The 17541-nt window shown below is 31.6% G+C and carries 15 protein-coding genes, 1 riboswitch and 1 other annotated feature; of the genes, 3 read left to right on the top strand and 12 right to left on the bottom strand.

The window, feature by feature from the left end; translation table 11 throughout:
- Positions 1-50: 50 nt before the first annotated feature.
- Positions 51-299, bottom strand: a binding site (T-box leader).
- Positions 300-418: 119 nt separating this feature from the next.
- Positions 419-985 (top strand): FUSC family protein, encoded by a 567-nt coding sequence (locus ACSYT2_RS16435; protein WP_438385212.1) that lies wholly within the window; start codon positions 419-421, stop codon positions 983-985.
- Between the two features lie 112 nt (positions 986-1097).
- Positions 1098-1553, top strand: a complete 456-nt coding sequence (locus ACSYT2_RS16430) for a DUF5680 domain-containing protein (protein ID WP_430857889.1) — start codon at positions 1098-1100, stop codon at positions 1551-1553.
- A gap of 70 nt (positions 1554-1623) precedes the next feature.
- Here the strand turns inward: ACSYT2_RS16430 and ACSYT2_RS16425 are convergent, their stop codons facing one another.
- The 8 genes from ACSYT2_RS16425 to ACSYT2_RS16390 all read right to left on the bottom strand — a co-directional run bounded on the left by ACSYT2_RS16425 (position 1624) and on the right by ACSYT2_RS16390 (position 10879).
- Positions 1624-3336 carry a Na+/H+ antiporter NhaC family protein gene (locus ACSYT2_RS16425; protein ID WP_430857890.1) on the bottom strand — a complete coding sequence of 571 codons (1713 nt, stop codon included), beginning with the start codon at positions 3334-3336 and terminating at the stop codon, positions 1624-1626.
- 138 nt (positions 3337-3474) lie between these two features.
- Positions 3475-3650, bottom strand: a riboswitch (Lysine riboswitch).
- A gap of 84 nt (positions 3651-3734) precedes the next feature.
- Complete coding sequence (locus ACSYT2_RS16420) at positions 3735-5354, bottom strand: ABC1 kinase family protein (RefSeq protein WP_438385211.1); 1620 nt, start codon at positions 5352-5354, stop codon at positions 3735-3737.
- Positions 5355-5421: 67 nt separating this feature from the next.
- Entirely contained in the window at positions 5422-5748 is a 327-nt protein-coding gene (locus ACSYT2_RS16415; protein WP_438385210.1) for a phasin family protein, read from the bottom strand.
- 72 nt (positions 5749-5820) lie between these two features.
- Positions 5821-7068 (bottom strand): aminopeptidase P family protein, encoded by a 1248-nt coding sequence (locus ACSYT2_RS16410; protein ID WP_438385209.1) that lies wholly within the window; start codon positions 7066-7068, stop codon positions 5821-5823.
- Between the two features lie 290 nt (positions 7069-7358).
- A complete protein-coding gene (locus ACSYT2_RS16405; protein ID WP_438385208.1) occupies positions 7359-8990 on the bottom strand; it encodes a putative ABC transporter permease subunit in 1632 nt (543 codons plus the stop codon).
- Positions 8977-9708, bottom strand: a complete 732-nt coding sequence (locus ACSYT2_RS16400) for an ABC transporter ATP-binding protein (RefSeq protein ID WP_430857895.1) — start codon at positions 9706-9708, stop codon at positions 8977-8979. The genes ACSYT2_RS16405 and ACSYT2_RS16400 overlap by 14 nt, the downstream gene beginning before the upstream one ends.
- 61 nt (positions 9709-9769) lie before the next feature.
- Positions 9770-10291 (bottom strand): spore maturation protein, encoded by a 522-nt coding sequence (locus ACSYT2_RS16395; RefSeq protein ID WP_438385207.1) that lies wholly within the window; start codon positions 10289-10291, stop codon positions 9770-9772.
- A 12-nt stretch (positions 10292-10303) separates the two neighbouring features.
- Positions 10304-10879 (bottom strand): nucleoside recognition domain-containing protein, encoded by a 576-nt coding sequence (locus ACSYT2_RS16390; RefSeq protein ID WP_438385206.1) that lies wholly within the window; start codon positions 10877-10879, stop codon positions 10304-10306.
- A 109-nt stretch (positions 10880-10988) separates the two neighbouring features.
- Between ACSYT2_RS16390 and ACSYT2_RS16385 the strand changes: the two genes are divergently transcribed.
- On the top strand, positions 10989-11174 hold the full coding sequence (locus ACSYT2_RS16385; protein ID WP_430857898.1) for a hypothetical protein: 186 nt from the start codon (positions 10989-10991) through the stop codon (positions 11172-11174).
- A 65-nt stretch (positions 11175-11239) separates the two neighbouring features.
- Here ACSYT2_RS16385 and ACSYT2_RS16380 read toward each other — a convergent pair whose 3' ends face one another.
- From ACSYT2_RS16380 to ileS, 4 genes are all read right to left on the bottom strand, one after another.
- Complete coding sequence (locus ACSYT2_RS16380) at positions 11240-12622, bottom strand: MATE family efflux transporter (RefSeq protein ID WP_430857899.1); 1383 nt, start codon at positions 12620-12622, stop codon at positions 11240-11242.
- Between the two features lie 3 nt (positions 12623-12625).
- Complete coding sequence (locus ACSYT2_RS16375) at positions 12626-13069, bottom strand: MarR family winged helix-turn-helix transcriptional regulator (protein ID WP_430857900.1); 444 nt, start codon at positions 13067-13069, stop codon at positions 12626-12628.
- 189 nt (positions 13070-13258) lie between these two features.
- The gene (locus ACSYT2_RS16370; protein ID WP_430857901.1) at positions 13259-14257 is read right to left on the bottom strand and encodes a LacI family DNA-binding transcriptional regulator; all 999 of its coding nucleotides are present in this window, start codon (positions 14255-14257) and stop codon (positions 13259-13261) included.
- Between the two features lie 167 nt (positions 14258-14424).
- Positions 14425-17538 carry an isoleucine--tRNA ligase gene (gene ileS / locus ACSYT2_RS16365; protein WP_438385205.1) on the bottom strand — a complete coding sequence of 1038 codons (3114 nt, stop codon included), beginning with the start codon at positions 17536-17538 and terminating at the stop codon, positions 14425-14427.
- Positions 17539-17541: the final 3 nt, after the last annotated feature.

Raw genomic sequence — 17541 nt, 5'->3', positions numbered from 1 at the left:
TCCTTTTATTTTATGGAAATAAAAAAGTCTCTATATAGGTATTGTGCCTATATAGAGACGTAATAAACTTACTTTACGTGTTACCACTCTATTTCTCTCCTATCTCACGATAAGAAACTCATTAGGTGACTATCATCACCATGCAATATAACGGTTGCTACCGTAACCATCTAACTAAAAACTAGCTCAAAGGTCATGCTCCAAGACCATCTTCATAAAGCTTCTTGACGTTAACTTTCACCAATTGTTAACTCTCTTTAGACTGCCCACTTCATTACTCTTCTCTTCTTAGCCTTTATCTATTTTATGATAAATCAAAACAAATTATATGTCAAATTTTTTAAATTTTCATAAGCAACGGTATTATACTACCTAATATAGTCTATGATATAATATTGTCAAATGGAGGTGATGTGAAATGAATAAAATTGAGTTGCCTAAAATTGGATTAAGAAATATAAAGACCGCTCTAGCGGTTTTCATTTGTATGATACTCTTTCAATTAAGTGGTGGCAAGAATCCATTCTACGCATGTATTGCTGCTGTTATCTGTATGAAAGATACTGTGGAGAGCACATTCACCATGGGTAAAAACAGATTAATAGGGACTTTGCTTGGTGGATTGCTTGGAGTAATTGCTATCTACTTAATAGGCTTAATACCAATTTTACATGCTGCAAACCCACTTCTAACTGCCATTGGAATCGTACTAGCTATATATTGTTGCAACTTAATTAATAAGCCTGGTGCTGTTACAATTTGTTGTATTGTATTTATTGGTATTATGATAAATTATGATGGTCCTACATCTTATTCCTATGCAATCGGACGAAGTATTGATACTTCTATAGGAATTATTATAGCTATACTTATTAATAAATACATTAACCCACCTGAAGAAAATAATATAAAAGAAGAAGTTATTGAAGAATTAACTACTATGGATAATGAAATCAATGATGATGATAAGAAAACTAGTGTTTAGACACTAGTTTTCTTAGTTTATAATTATCTTCACTAAATATTCTGAATTTTCTTGATTGGAAAAGTTTTGTAATATATAATTTAATTATCACAACTTTTGAAGGGGGATATTTATGAGAGATTTTTCTTTATTAAAACAATTCATAGTAGAAGCTAAACAAAATTCATATGCTGGTAAAGTTAAGAGGGTAGAATCTTCAAGGCCTGATTCTAAAGATTATACCTTTAAAAAATATGATTATTATTATCTAGATAGCCACATTGGCAAACAAAAATTCATAGGACAAGAAATCATCTGGAAAGATGAAAAATCCTTTTGGGGTATGAATTATGTAGGTAAGCTATTAACTAATGAAGTCCCTAGTGGCTTCACAGCTTTTTTAACAGATGCTCTATCAAAAGTAAACGTTGATTCACCATATAGAGGGCCTAAAAGTTATAGAGCCTCAGACTTTGAATATCAATGTAGTTGGACAGGCGAAGTTGATTCCTTTAAAGGTGAAGAAGTTATTTCTTACAAAGGAAGTGTAGTATTCAAGTTAGATTTTCATGGTGGAACCCTTGGGTAACTAATTATTTATTATATAAACTAAAGCGCTATGCTTAAATAATTGCATAGCGCTTTTCTTTTAAATATACTTAATTTCCTACTTCAACAGGTTTTCCCAGGAAATATGTTATTATGCCAAGACCTATTATTGATAAAGGTAGAACAATATACACTGGCAGCCCTAATCCTACTGGAATATATCCAAATAGAACTGTAAGCACAGCTACAAATATTGCATACCACATTTGTGTCTTAACGTGTTCTATATGGTCACATCCTGATCCCATTGATGACATAATTGTTGTATCTGATATCGGTGAACAGTGATCCCCAAATATAGCACCAGTCAATACCGCACTTGTGCTCATAACAATGTAAGTCATATCTGGTGATATTGCATTAGCTAATGGAATTGCAAGTGGCATTAATATACCCATAGTTCCATAAGCTGTTCCTGTGGCGAATGATATAATAGATCCCAATATAAATATAACGCTTGGTAATAAGAATTTAGGTAGAGAGTCTGACAATAATGTTACTAAGAATTGAGCTGTTCCTAATTCCTTTATAACAGAACTTAACGACCAGGCTAGTATTAAAATAACACCAGTTATAATTAATCCCTTCATACCATCAATCCAAATTTCAATAGCTTCAGACACCGTGAATATCTTCTTACATACTGCAAGAGCTATAGCCACTATACTAGCAAATAATGCTGATTGGAATAATGCTATTGATGCATCTGCGTTACTGAAAGCTTGTTGTATTGCATTAAAAGAAAATGGTGCATCTGTAAATACCGCTTGAAGTACTGTATCTTCACCAGCCATTACTGATTGATATCCACTATAATAGAAACTAGCTAAAGCTGATACTATTAATGTACCTATAGGGATTATAGCATTCCATATACTTAACTTTACCCCTGTCTTTGCTTCAAACTCTTCTGCTGTCTCTTTGTCTACTTCAATATCCTTTAATACTTGTTCCCCTTTTCTTGCTCTAATTTCAGCCTTTCTCATTGGTCCAAATTCTCTTAATAAAACAGCAGTAATTACTACAAAAGCAAGTATTAATATATTATAAAATCTATATGGTATAGTTTGTAGAAATACACCAAAACCATCTACATTTTGACCAATCCCTTCAAATCCATCCTTTATTAATCCAACCTCAAGACCTATCCATGTTGATATAATTGCAAGTCCTGCAATTGGCGCTGCTGTTGCATCTATTATAAATGCTAATCTTTCTCTTGATACTTTCATTTTATCTGCTACTGGCTTCATTATAGGTCCTACTATAAGTGCATTAGCATAGTCATCAAAGAATACTAATATTCCTAAAAGCCACGTAACAACTTGTGCACTTCTTGGTGTTTTTGCTCTCTTTGCAAGAGCTTCAGCTACCGCTCTTGCTCCACCCATTTTAGAAACAAGGTTTATTACACCACCAATAACTAAAACTTGAAGTATTATACCTGCATTCCATGGATCCGCAAGTGAAGTAAGTGCTCTTTGAACAAAATCTAAAAATGCTTGAACTGTTGCTCCTATAATATTAAATCCTGTAAGTTGTAACATAAAACATCCTGACAATGTTCCAACAAACAATGAAATAACAACATTTTTAGTTATAAAAGCTAATATAATTGCAACTAGTGGCGGTATTAATGTCCACCATCCAAATTTTACTGAGTTAGTTACTGCTGGCTCAACTTCTGCAGCTAAAACGGCAGTAGATGATAATACTAGTAACATTAAAGTTGAGATAAAAATCATTAATCTTCTGTTCTTCATTTTATTATTCCCCCTATATTTTTTTGTGAAAAGAATTAGAGGTCCATCATTTTATAAGACATTATTTTTTGAATATGTCTAAAATAAAAAAGAGCCTTGAGTTAACACTCAAGGCTTTATATACACAATAAAAAAATCCTGAATGATAGCTCACCACAAAATGACTTTGTGACAGTCTTATACATATTCTATATAAGCCCAGCGTTAGGATATTTAAGCTTTAATCCTTCACTTCGGCGATATTTCCTTTCTTATTGCTTCATCCTGCTTAAGTCTGCAATAATACTCTTAAGTACCGCGCCTCTACCTCTTGTCTTATTCACTTCTTATAATTTAGGTTAATTATACATTTCATTCATTAATAATTCAAGAACTTTTTTAACATTTATTCATAAATACTATTTTTTCCCTTTAGCTTTGAAGTGACCAGCTTTAACTATAGATACTAATAGTATTATTGCAAAGACAGCAGATATGATATACCCCACAATGCCTAACATTGATAATCCCTTATAATCGGGACCTACCTTATTACTTATAATTAGTGAAGATCCTAATATTAAAGAAGATATTAATAATGTTGCAACTATTCTATTAACCATATTACTTATCTGAGATATAGTTTCATCTAAATTGGTTATATTTAAATTAATTCTTGTTCTACCATCGGAAATAGTATTAAGAACCTCCAATGTCTTGCTAGGTATTCTAATTGTATCTCTTGCAAACGCATATGCTGATAACACTAACTGCTCTTGATTCAATTCTTTTAATAAATCAAATTTCCCTTTGGATTTTGCAAAAGAAGTTACAACAGAAATTATATCCAAATCAGGATCTACTTCAGCCACTACACCTTCCAATATTACTAATCCTCTTACTAGAACCACTAATTCTCTAGGAAACTGAATTCTATTTTTTCTAGCCAATGTAAATATTTCCCTAAGCAATATCTCCATCTTTATATTTTTCAAACTTGTAGCTAAGTATGTATCAAACAAATATGATACATCTTCATAAATTGTTCCTTTATCTATTTTTCCCCGCTTAATTCCCACTGCTAATATGAAATCTACTAACTTCTTCTTATCACCTGTTGCCACAGATAACAGCGCAATATTTAGCCAACTTCTTAAGCCTTCATCTAATATTCCTGTAATACCAAAATCTATAAAGCATATACGATTATTAGATATTAATATATTTCCTGGATGAGGATCCCCATGAAAAAATCCATCATCAAAAATTTGTTTACAGTAACAAAGAGCTAATTTTCTCGCTATATCCTTGTTGTCATAACCCTCATTTCTTATCATCTTTAAGTCATTTATTTTAAACCCTTGAATATTTTCAAGAGTTAACACCTTTGAACTCCAAAGTTCCTCAATTATATCCGGAGCATATACAGAGGCTATATTTTTATTATTATTCTTAAATATTAATATACTTTCTCCCTCTGCTATAAAGTCCAATTCTCTTTCTGTACTTGCTTCTAATTCATTTAAAACCTCTATTGGATCCACAACTTCTATATTTATCTTTGCCTTGGTGAATTTAACTATTCTTTTTAAAATAGATATATCCATTTTCATAGTTTCTTGCACATCAGGTCTTTGAATTTTAACTATAACTCCTCTGCCATCTTTTAATATCCCATTATGAACCTGTGCTATAGACGCAGACGCCATTGGCTCTTCATCAAAAAACAAAAAGCACTCCCGTAGTCTTTTGTTTAAAGAACTTTCAAATACCATTTTTACATCTTCAAAACTCTCCATATAGGCTGAGTCCTGTAACTTTATCAGTTCATCTATGTACGCCTCTGGTAATATATCTGATCTTGTACTCAATATTTGTCCTATCTTAACAAAGGTAGGACCTAATTCTTCGAAAGCTTTTCTTAAGTTTGCTGGAGATTTTTTATGATTCTTTAATTTACTATCTACTATATATCCAAATCCGTAGGAAACAAAAACCCTAACTATCTCTTGAAATCTTTCCCTAGATCTCTTCCTCATAAATTCAACTCCCTAAAGAAAATCCCTTACTTAAATCACATTATTAAGCAAGGGGTTTAACATATTATTAAGTAATCTTTTCCTCTAATTTCTCTATTGCTCTCTTAAGTTGCACAAACTCTGCTTTGGTTACATAATTCATTTCATCTAAAACATTTTTCAATTCTTCTTTTGTAAGTGGCTTTATACTTCCCATCTTCTCCACTACCGCATCTTTAGTTTCATTAGCTGTAGTCTTTACATCTCTCTTAAGTTCCTCAGACAACTCTCTTCCCTCTTCTACTGTTAGCTTACCTCGCTGTACCAGTTGAGATATAACGCTACTAGCCTTCTCATATGTTAAAGCTGCTGCTCCAACTCCAGCCAAAAATAAATTTTTAGCATCATTGACCATGAAACCATCTCCTAATCTTACTCAAAATTACTATATAATCTTAATTTACCCATAATACCTTTGTTTATACTATTACTTCGCCATATAGTTTTCTATTTCTTCAACCCTCTTTATCATATCTTTTGTTAGGATTTCTACCCCATTAGCAGTAACTAAAACATCATCTTCTATTCTTATACCTATTCCCTCTTCTTCTATATAAATTCCCGGCTCAACTGTCCATACCATACCTTCTTTAAACACAGTATCTCTAGTTGGAGAATCTATGTCGTGAGTATCTAGTCCAAGACTATGCCCTATACTATGCCAATAATAATTAGATACTTCCTCTTCTTTTTTTATTAAACCAAGTTTCATACACTCCTCTGCGAGCCACGTTCTTGATTTTTTGTTTATATCTAAGAACTTCACACCTGGCTTAATCTCATTTATTACTCTCTCATTTACTCTTAATACAGCATTGTAAACTTCTTTTTGTCTTTCAGTAAACTTTCCGCTAACAGGGATTGTTCTTGAAATATCTCCGTTATAATAATTATATTGAGCACCTAAGTCAAATAGAATTAAATCTCCATTCTTTATTTCAGAGTTATTATCAACATAATGTAGTATTGTTGCATTTTTCCCTGATGCTGCTATAGTTTTAAAAGCATAATCCTTAACCCCATTACTCTTACAAGTAAATTCAAAATATGCCTCCAACTCATATTCCTTCATTCCTGCCTTAGCATTTCTCATAAGGCTATTTACACCTTTAATTGTTATATCAATAGCTTTCTGAATCTCCTCTACTTCTTCTTTACACTTAACCAATCTTAAAGGAACAACCTTTGGATATACATTTTTTATAGCTACAAATGGATATCTACTCTTTACTTTAACTGCAAAATTTCCTACTTTCCCTTTTAAGCTATCAAAGCTATCTCTTTCCATATCTAAATAAAGATTAATTTCAACCGCTCCACTAAACTTTTTATTTAAAAATCCTTCGAATTCATTTAGGTAGTTAACAGTACTTATACCTGATACCTCAATTGCTTTATCTTTTCTTAAAGTCTTCCCATTCCACTTCTCCTCAATTTCATCTATTTCCTTAATAAATAATATTTCATCTACTTTATTATTTATCTTAGTAAGGACAACAATATGATTCTCTTCACTTACTCCAGTGAAATAATAGAAATTTCTATTTGGTGTAAACTGATACCTTTCATCTGCACTCTTTTTAGGTGCATTTCCTGCAAATAATATAACAATTGAATTATCTTCAATACTCTCCATTAAATTTTCTCTATTTCTTTTAAATACTTTATTATTCATAAATTCATTCCTTTCACATACCTATATTATTTTTTATTGTACCATTAATACCCTTATTTTCTCAAAGGTTACTACATATTACCTTTCTAAAATCATCCTTAAATCTTATTCTTTAAGTATCTTCTTGGCCTATATTCTAAATTAATTAAAATATTAGCTCCTATTTATTATCTACTAATTTAATATATTTAGAAGGATTTTCTCTAAACCTTATTTACTCTAATTCTTAGCTATAAAAAGTAAGGAGAAGAAAAAGCAAATTAACCCTTGCCTCTTCTTCTCCCTTATTTTTAATTTTCATTATATACCCTGTCTGCTAGCTCAACTAACTTCTTATACATAATAAAGCTACCACCTGCTACTATTAACATAATAATAATGAATACTATAATATAGCTTTTCACAATAAATGATATTCCAGCAATGATTAGCCCCAATATCATTATAATAATTGTAATTAAAAGTGGCATAAAGTTACCTTTATACATAGCCTTTTCATCTTCCCATTCTAGCTTAGGAGAATTGAAATCTATAACTATACAAATTAATGTGATTAATACTATTGCTCCTATTGCAGATACTGTTCCCAAAATTAATAGTATTGGACTTGCCTTTACCAATAGTAATCCCACTACTACCATTATTGCTGCAAATTCATTTATACATAAGGAAGATATAATCTTTGAATGCATCTGTGTTTTAAAATCAATAGGAATGTATTTTGAAATCATAAAATCTCTACCTTCCCTTGAAAGAGCAGTAAGACCTGCTCCGCCACCTGCAATACTTAAAGTTGCTATAACAAATGATATTACTATGGCCATTCCATACCATTCTGTAGTACCGCTTAAGAATTCTGCAAATTTACTTAATTGATCACCTCTAAAAATACCCACACACATTATTGCTGGAATATAAAATAACATTGCTATACAATTTATAAAAAATTGAGGTGTTCTTAAAACAACCCTGATATCCTTTATTACCAATGCCTTTAAAGGAGAGCTAGTTTTTGTTAACTTCCCTGCTTTTTCTCCTCCTAAAACATTTTCTCTCTTGCCATATCCTTCTGAAATCCCTATTACTCCTTTAAGGTATAGCTTACCCCCAATAAAGTAGTATGCTGTAAAGATAGCTATACTTACACCTAATGATAGTAGTATAAATAAAAGTCCTTTAATCTCTTTGTTGTATAGTAGTCCATAAGCTGAAAACTTATTAGTAATAAATATACTAGTCAACATATTCATTAAGCTATTATTACCCTTTGCTATAGTTTCCATAATTGCTTCTGGATTTCCCGAATTACCAGATTGGGTATATACATTAAATACAACAACTAATACAAGGGCCAAACATCCAGTTGCCATCTTAAAAGCATCCTTATGTTTAGATAAGCCAGTGAACCTCATAAGAACCATGCATATTAGTGATGCTAATATCATAGGTAATATAGGCGTTATAACTAAAGCAATAAAAGCATATAAGTAATATATTATATTTGCTTTTGATACAACCCCATATACAACAAGTGGTAATACAATTATTGCAGAATATATATACATATTGATTAAAACTGAAATAAATTTCCCAAATACTATTTCACTACTTTTAAAAGGTAATGGGAGCATCTGTTCTATATCATTTGAATAATAAAATACATTCATTATTGTAAATATTCCGAATAAAAATGTAACAGTTGCTCCAACAAATAAAATTAATGCTAGAAGATACCCTTCTTGTCCCATTGAATGGAAAGCATTGTATCCCAATCCTACAAGTGCCCCAAAAGGAAGTGATATAAATCCTATAACTAGCATCATTAGTAATATTATTACACCTGGTTTCATCTTACCACTTGCAAACATCTCTTCAAGGGCGTTTCTTGTGAAATATTTGGTGATAACCTTAAGCCTTTTCATTTTCAGTCATCTCCAAGAACATTTCTTCTAATGATTCATTTGCTTTAAATTCATCTCTCATATTGCTTAAGGTTCCATTAAATATTAATTGCCCTTTATTAATTATTGCTACCTTATCACATATTTTTTCTGCTACTTCTAATACATGGGTAGAAAAAAGTACAGTATTCCCTGCATCAGCATGTTCCCTCATCATCTCTTTTAAAACAAAGGCGGATTTTGGATCTAATCCAGTCATAGGTTCATCTAATATCCATACCTTTGGCCTATGAATCATTACCCCCATCAAAACAATCTTTTGTCTCATTCCATGAGAATATGTTTGTATCTTATCACCTAGCGCTGACCCCATCTCAAATCTCTCTGATAAATCTTTTATTCTTTCAATCCTGTCTGGTGTTTGAACACCATAAACATCTGCCATGAAATTTAAATATTCTATTCCCTTTAACCTTAAAAACATATCTGGACTATCTGGAACATAGCCAAACTGTTCTTTAGCCTTAACTGGATCTTTAATTATACTTACACCATTAACTTCTATGCTCCCTATTGTCGGAGATATCACACCAGTAATCATCTTTATAGTAGTCGTTTTACCTGCTCCATTAGGTCCTAAAAGTCCAAATATCTCTCCATCATTCATTTCTAAATTTAAGTTGTCTACAGCTTTATACTTACCATTATAACTTTTGGTTATGTTCTGAATACTTATCATAATTCTCATCCCCCTTAAAAACATTATACCAAATTATGCCTTATATTCACTTAAATTTATCTTAAAAAAGTGAGTTAACCATAAATATAGCCATAATTATAGCTGCAAGATCAGCTAAAATTGCTGCCCATACAGTATGCCTTACTTTTTTCACTTTAACTGCACCAAAATATACAGTTACAGTATAAAATATTGTCTCTGTAGTTCCCATAATTACAGATGCCATTAATCCTATTGTTGTATCAGGTCCATATGCTTGAAGAATATTAGCAAATATTCCTTGGGCTCCGCTACCCGACAGAGGTTTTATTAATACTAATGGAATTATTTCCTTCGGTAATCCTACAGCTCCAGCAATTGGTGATAACAGATTATTTAAAATGTCTAATAGATTGGCAGCCTTAAATATATTCACAGCCACAATCATTGCTAGTAAATATGGAAATATCCTAACACAAACATTGAGTCCATCCTTAGCACCTTCTATAAACCATTCATAAACTTTTCCACCTTTTATCATTCCATAGCCAATAATAATAACTACTATAATTCCAATAATACTTTTTGTTATATATTCTCCCATATTAAATACCTCCTAAAAATACCTTTGTAGTATTTTACAACATACTATTCCAACAATAGCTGCTGTTGCTGTTGATATAATTGCCGGAAGTATTATCACTCCTGGATTACTCGATCCCGCAGCTGCTCTTATAGATATGATAGTAGATGGTACTAGCTGAATACAGGCTGCATTCATAACTAAAAAAAGAGCCATATCATTACTAGCTCTGCCCTTTTTTTGGTTTAGCCTGTCCATTTCTTCCATAGCCTTTATTCCAAATGGAGTTGCTGCGTTAGATAATCCCATCATATTTGCAGTTAAATTCATTACTATTGCTCCAAGAGCCTTCTCATCTTTTCCTGCTTCTTTAAATAGAAATTTTAATAGTGGCCTCATTATTTTCGCTAGCTTCTCAGTTAATCCACTTTTCTCTGCTACCTTCATAACTCCACACCAAAAACACATTATCCCTACTAAACCTACAACAAATTCTACTGTACTTCCTGATGAATCTACTATAGTCTTGGATATATCCGATCCATGACCTGTAAAAATAGCTACTAATATTCCAAAAAATATTAAAATAAACCAAATATAATTAATCATCCTATCCTCCTCAACATAATTATTCCTTTAAATATATGCCTTGCACATAGTATTTAGTAGTGATAGGATTAATATATAAATCTTTATTTTATTTGAAGGAGAATGACACATGAAAGAGGCCAACTTAAAAATCGCTCAACAAGATATTGAAGATGCATTGAAGACAGTAGAGGACTTAGAAAAGGTTATTACTGAAAATGACCTATCAAAGGATCTAATTAAAGAGAAGTTTGAATCATTAAATGAGAAGGTTAAAAAGTTAGAAGATATATTAAAGGTTGAAGGTATCCTATAAAATACATAAAAAAATCACTGTATAGACAGTGATTTTTTTATACCCATATTTAGGCTATTAACTTTTTATACAATTTCTCTTTCACTTAAAAGTTCAGTATTTCCTTCTTTTAATGTTTTAACAGATTTATAGAATATAATACCTGTGATTAATGAAGCTAATCCATCAGATACAGGTCCTGCTAACCATATTCCTGTTAACCCTAAGCCACCTATCATTGGTAATATAATTAAACATGGAATTAAAAGTAATACTTGCCTTAAAAGACTCAAAAACATTGAAATTTTTGCCTTACCTACAGATTGAAAATAATTCGAACTGATTACTTGGAATCCTACAACTGGTAACATAAATAAGTATATCCTCATTCCATGACTTGCAATTCCAATAAGAGCTGGATCATCATTAAATATCTTAATAAGTAATTCCGGTGCAAATTGTGTAACTCCCCAACCTAGCACTACCATTATTGTAGCAGCAACGGCTGAATATTTAACTGCTTCTTTTACTCTATGGTACTTTTTAGCTCCATAATTATATCCAATTATAGGCTGAGATCCTTGATTTAATCCGAATATAGGCATCATAAATATCATTGCAATACTATTTATTATAGTCATCGCTCCTATTGCTAAATCTCCACCATATGCCTTTAGTGAATTATTAGCTAATACTTGAACTATACTTTGAGCAACTTGCATACTAAATGGACTCATTCCTATAGAAAATATACTTAAAATAATTGCTTTTTCTAATACTAAGTTTTTCTTTCTTATTTTTATAATACTCTTTCCTTTTGTGAAATAGTATACGATCCATACTGCTGAAACTATTTGGGATATAACAGTAGCTATAGCTCCACCTCTTACTCCCATTCCTAATCCAAATATAAATATTGGGTCTAATATTATATTTGTTCCTGCACCAATTAACATTGATAACATAGCCACCTTTGGATTACCATCACTTCTAATTGAATGGTTTAATCCAAAACCCATCATATTGAATATAGTACCAATAAAAATAATCTCCATATATTGTCTAGCATAAATCTCTGTATCTACACTAGTTCCAAATATTCTTAATATATCATCCATAAATATTAGTCCAATAACTGTTATAAGAACACTGGCTATCAATATAAGAGTAACAGCATTACCTATATGTTTTTCCGCCTCTTCTTTCTTATGTTCTCCAAGTTTCAATGAAATTCTAGCACCTGTACCTATTCCTATAAGCATACCAAATGCCATTATTATAGTCATTATTGGCATAGTAATTCCTACACCTGTTAATGCTAAACTCCCTATTTCAGGTATATTCCCTATATACATTCTATCAACTATGTTATATAAAGTGTTAACTAACATCCCTATAATTGCTGGTACTGAAAACTTAATTAAAAGTTTCGATATTTTTTCTTCTCCTAATATATTTTGTCTATTCATATATTACTCCTTTCTTAAAATATTATTTGTTGCTATTTTTTTTAATAACTTTAGCGCTAAAGCCTTCTCGCTATCATCTAAATACTCTGTAATCTTTTTTTCCCAAAGTCTATGTACTTCAAAAAACTCTTCTTTTATATTTAAGGCTTTCTGAGTTAATTCAATTACATTCGCCCTTTTATCATCCTCAGATTTCTCTCTATAAATATAACCTTCATCTTCTAGCTTTTTTAAAGCCCTAGCTGTAGTTGCCTTATCTATGTTTAAAATATTGCTTAAATACTCTTGTGTAGGTCTCTCTTCCTTATATAAAACTCTTAAAAACAGGTACTGTCCTGCTCCTATATTATACTTTGCATAAGCCTTTGAAAAAAACTTATTTCCATCTCTATATATTTCAGAGACGTACTTTCCTATATATTCATGATTCTCTACTTCTTTGTCCATAACTTCCCCCAAACTCAGATAGTTGCAACAACAACTATTTTATCACCTCTTAGTTGCAAGTGCAACTATATAAATATATCCATTCTAATCTTATATATTAATCTAGTAACTCCTCTTATAAGTGATTCTACTCAAAAAAATAGAGTAGATAATTAGGTTACTCCTATTTATCTACTCTATTGAAGTCTTCTATTTTGTACTTTCTCTCTTAATTAGTTCATAGTCAAGCACGTAATGCCCTTGCTCTAATTCCTTTTTATTAAGCATTTTAATTAGCATTCTCATAGCAACAGATCCCATATCATAACTTGGTTGAGATATAGTTGTTATTTTAGGATAGAATATTGAAGAAATATAGTTATTGTTAAATCCAATAACACTTACATCCTCTGGAACCTTAATTCCATTATCCCTTAGTTCATTAATAGCTCCGATAGCAATCTCATCAGATGCACAAATTATTGCATTAAACTTCTTTTTGCTTTCAATAAACTTTGCAGCGCCTTCACATCCTGATTTAACTCTTAAAGTATCAAAATAAACTAAATCTCCATCTACTGATAATTTAGCTTCATCTATAGCTTTTTCAAATCCAAGATATCTTTCCCCCCAAGCATTCATAGTATCTTCCTTTACACCAATAAATGCTAATTCTTTTAATCCTTTTTCTATTAAATACTTCGTTCCTTCATATGCTGCACTAATGTTATCTATAGTAACACTTGGTAAAGTACCTTCTTTATCCTTAGTTTCAACTAGAATAGTCTTAAGATTTAATTCGTTTATTAAATCTAAAATTTCTTCATTAAGTGAACTACTCATGTAGATAACACCATCTACCATTTTTTCTCTAAGAACTCTTAAGTATTCTTTTTCCTTTTCTACATCAAAATCAGAGTTACATAAAATAACGTTATAATCATATATATTAGCAACGTCTTCTGCACCTCTTACGATTTCAGGATAAAATTGGCTTGATATATCTGGAATTAATATTCCTATTGTCTTTGTTCTTTGTGTCTTTAAACTTCTAGCTACAATATTAGGTCTATATCCTAACATTTTGATGGCATCTAAAACCTTTTTCTTTGTGTCCTCGTTTACAACATCGATATCGTTTAACACTCTTGAAACGGTTGCAATAGATACGCCAGCCTCTCTAGCTACGTCTTTAATAGAAGTTGCCATAAATTTATCACTCCCATTTTTATAATCTAATTATTTAATTATACCTATATATTATCCCAAAAACAAGCAATTATCTGCTTTATTTATACTTTTTCTCAAAAAGCTGCGAAAATACACAAAGTTTATAAATTAAATGTGGGTGCATATGCACCCACATTTAATTTTAGTTATTTAATAACCTTAACAGCCATATCAAGCTTCTCTCCATTAATTGTAGTTTCAGTATACTCAACATCACTTTCTCCATATACAACTTCTACAGTTAATGTTTCTTTCTTGATTGTATCTTCAAATTTCTTGATAACATTTGTTAACATATTGTTATTAGCAACATATAGTTTAATCTTATCAGCAACTTCAAATCCACTTTCTTTTCTCATATTTTGAATCTTAGAAATCATTTCTCTTACGTGTCCTTCTTCTCTTAACTCTTCTGATATATGAGTATCAAGAACAACTCCGATTTCTCCTTCTCCTGCAAAGGCATATCCCTCAAGACCTTGCATTGTTACAAGAAGCTTTTCTCCATCTAATTCAATTTCAGTCCCATCAACATTAATTAACTCTGTACCACCATTCTTAATTTTTTGAGCTAATTCCATTTGATTTCTAGCAGCTATTTCCTTCTTTATTCCTGGAATCATCTTACCGTAAGCTCTTCCAAGTACAGGTAGGTTAGGCTTAATTTCAAAGTTAACATGTTCTGAAAGATCTGCCCCAAATTCTACTGCTTTTATGTTTAATTCGTCTTTAACAATCTCACCATAGTATTCTGGAAGTGATGCTATTGATATTAACATCTTAGATAATGGCTGCCTATTCTTAATATTTGCACCATTTCTAGCACTTCTTCCAAGCTTAACTATTGTATAAGCTAAATCCATTTCCTTCTCAAGATCCTTATTTATAGCCTTTTCATCAACTTCTGGCCAATTACATAAGTGTAAACTTTCAGCTGCTGAAGGGTCTAAATTAACAACTAAGTTTTGGTATATTTCCTCAGTTATAAATGGTACAAATGGTGCTGCAACCTTTGATAATGTTACAAGTACTCTGTATAGAGTTACATATGCCCCAATTTTGTCATTAGTTAGTTCTTCTGACCAATATCTAGCTCTGTTTCTTCTTACATACCAATTTGATAAATTATCAGTAAAATCTTCTATTTGAAGTGCTGCACTTGTTATATCATAAGCTTCAAGCTTAGAATCTACATCCTTAATTAGTGTGTTTAACTTAGACATGATCCATTTATCCATTACATTATCTAACTTGAAATCAGAATAATTTAATGGGTTGAATCCATCTATATCTGCATAAAGTACGTAGAATGAGTATACATTCCATAAAGTGCTTAAGAACTTCCTTTGTGCTTCTCCAACATCATCAACTGAGAATCTAGTTGGTAACCATGGAGCACTTGCAGTATAGAAGTGCCATCTTGTAGCATCTGCACCTTGTGCATCTAATACTTCAAATGGATCTACTACATTACCCTTAGATTTTGACATCTTTAAGCCTTTCTTATCAAGTACATGACCCAAAACTATACAATTTTCAAATGGAGCCTTATCAAATATAGCAGTTGAAATTGCTAATAATGTATAGAACCATCCTCTTGTTTGGTCAACAGCTTCTGATATAAATTGAGCTGGGTAATTTTGTTCAAATAGCTCTTTATTTTCGAATGGATAATGTAATTGTGCAAATGGCATTGATCCTGAATCAAACCAGCAATCAATAACTTCTTTAGTTCTTATCATTTCCTTACCACATTTGTCACAATTTAAATGTACTTCATCTATATAAGGTTTGTGTAATTCTATACCTTCTGGTACATTAATACCCTTATTCTTTAACTCTTCAATACTTCCAATACATTCCTTATGGCCACATTCACATTCCCAAATTGGAAGTGGAGTTCCCCAATATCTATCTCTTGAAATACCCCAATCGATAACATTTTCTAAGAACTTACCAAATCTACCTGTTCTAATGTTATCTGGTAACCAGTTTATGCTGTTGTTGTTCTCTAAAAGCTTATCTCTTAGAGTAGTCATTGCAACGAACCAACTTTCCTTTGGATAGTAAAGTAATGGAGTGTCACATCTCCAGCAGTGTGGATATGAGTGAAGGTGCTTTTCAGCCTTAAATAACTTATTATTTTCTTCTAAGTATTTAGTTATGCTTTCATCACATTTCTTAACAAACTTACCTGCCCATGGAGTAACTTCTTCTACAAACTTACCTTCTTTATCAACTAAGTTTATAAATGTAATTCCATTAGCTTTAGCTACCATACTATCATCTTCACCGTAAGCTGGAGCTATATGAACGATACCTGTACCATCTGATAGGGTTACGTAATCACCATGAATTACTTCAAATGCTTTTCCTTCTACTTTTCCGAAAGGCATTAATTGCTCATACTTAGTTCCAAGTAACTCAGAGCCTTTGAATTCTTTAACTATTTCATATTCTTCTCCAAGAACCTTATTAGCTAAGTCCTTAGCAAGAACATATACTTCTTCCCCAACTTTTGCTTCAATATATGTATAAGCCTTGTTTATACATAAAGCTAAGTTTGATGGTAATGTCCAAGGAGTTGTTGTCCAAGCTAAAATATACTTATTCTCTTCTCCTTCAACCTTGAACTTCGCAATACAAGTTAAGTCTTTAACATCCTTATATCCCTGTGCAACTTCATGTGATGAAAGAGCTGTTCCACATCTTGGACAGTAAGGCATTACCTTGTGTCCTTCATATAAAAGTCCCTTATCCCACATTTGTTTTAAAGCCCACCATACTGATTCAATATATGGATTATGATAAGTTACATATGGATCATCCATATCAACCCAATATCCTATCTTTTCAGTCATTTCTTCCCACATAGAAACATACTTAAATACGCTATCTTTACATTCAGTTACGAATTTTTCAACACCATATTCTTCGATTTGTTCCTTACCTGAAATTCCAAGCTTCTTTTCTATTTCAAGTTCAACTGGTAATCCGTGAGTATCCCAACCAGCCTTTCTTATTACCTTATACCCCTTCATAACCTTATATCTTGGGATTATATCCTTCATAACTCTTGTTAGAATATGACCTACATGTGGTCTACCATTTGCAGTTGGAGGCCCATCATAGAAAGTAAAATACTCACCATCTTGATTCATATCAAAGTTCTTTTGAATAACATTCTTTTCTTTCCAAAGGCTAGCCACTTCTTTTTCCATGCCTACAAAACCTTTTGGAAGTTCAACTTTTTTGTACATTTT

The sequence above is a fragment of the Clostridium zhoujianii genome, from assembly GCF_051590805.1.
Classification (GTDB): domain Bacteria; phylum Bacillota; class Clostridia; order Clostridiales; family Clostridiaceae; genus Clostridium.
Note: the sequence above shows the minus strand (reverse complement) of the source record. Positions and strands in the feature narration are given on the sequence as shown.

Coding starts and splice junctions, on each gene's coding strand:
- ACSYT2_RS16410 (WP_438385209.1), bottom strand. CDS start 7,068: ATGAATAATAAAGTATTTAAAAGAAATAGAGAAAATTTAATGGAGAGT.
- ACSYT2_RS16430 (WP_430857889.1), top strand. CDS start 1,098: ATGAGAGATTTTTCTTTATTAAAACAATTCATAGTAGAAGCTAAACAA.
- ACSYT2_RS16380 (WP_430857899.1), bottom strand. CDS start 12,622: ATGAATAGACAAAATATATTAGGAGAAGAAAAAATATCGAAACTTTTA.
- ACSYT2_RS16395 (WP_438385207.1), bottom strand. CDS start 10,291: ATGGGAGAATATATAACAAAAAGTATTATTGGAATTATAGTAGTTATT.
- ACSYT2_RS16405 (WP_438385208.1), bottom strand. CDS start 8,990: ATGAAAAGGCTTAAGGTTATCACCAAATATTTCACAAGAAACGCCCTT.
- ACSYT2_RS16420 (WP_438385211.1), bottom strand. CDS start 5,354: ATGAGGAAGAGATCTAGGGAAAGATTTCAAGAGATAGTTAGGGTTTTT.
- ACSYT2_RS16400 (WP_430857895.1), bottom strand. CDS start 9,708: ATGATAAGTATTCAGAACATAACCAAAAGTTATAATGGTAAGTATAAA.
- ACSYT2_RS16415 (WP_438385210.1), bottom strand. CDS start 5,748: ATGGTCAATGATGCTAAAAATTTATTTTTGGCTGGAGTTGGAGCAGCA.
- ACSYT2_RS16375 (WP_430857900.1), bottom strand. CDS start 13,069: ATGGACAAAGAAGTAGAGAATCATGAATATATAGGAAAGTACGTCTCT.
- ACSYT2_RS16435 (WP_438385212.1), top strand. CDS start 419: ATGAATAAAATTGAGTTGCCTAAAATTGGATTAAGAAATATAAAGACC.
- ACSYT2_RS16370 (WP_430857901.1), bottom strand. CDS start 14,257: ATGGCAACTTCTATTAAAGACGTAGCTAGAGAGGCTGGCGTATCTATT.
- ACSYT2_RS16425 (WP_430857890.1), bottom strand. CDS start 3,336: ATGAAGAACAGAAGATTAATGATTTTTATCTCAACTTTAATGTTACTA.
- ileS (WP_438385205.1), bottom strand. CDS start 17,538: ATGTACAAAAAAGTTGAACTTCCAAAAGGTTTTGTAGGCATGGAAAAA.
- ACSYT2_RS16390 (WP_438385206.1), bottom strand. CDS start 10,879: ATGATTAATTATATTTGGTTTATTTTAATATTTTTTGGAATATTAGTA.
- ACSYT2_RS16385 (WP_430857898.1), top strand. CDS start 10,989: ATGAAAGAGGCCAACTTAAAAATCGCTCAACAAGATATTGAAGATGCA.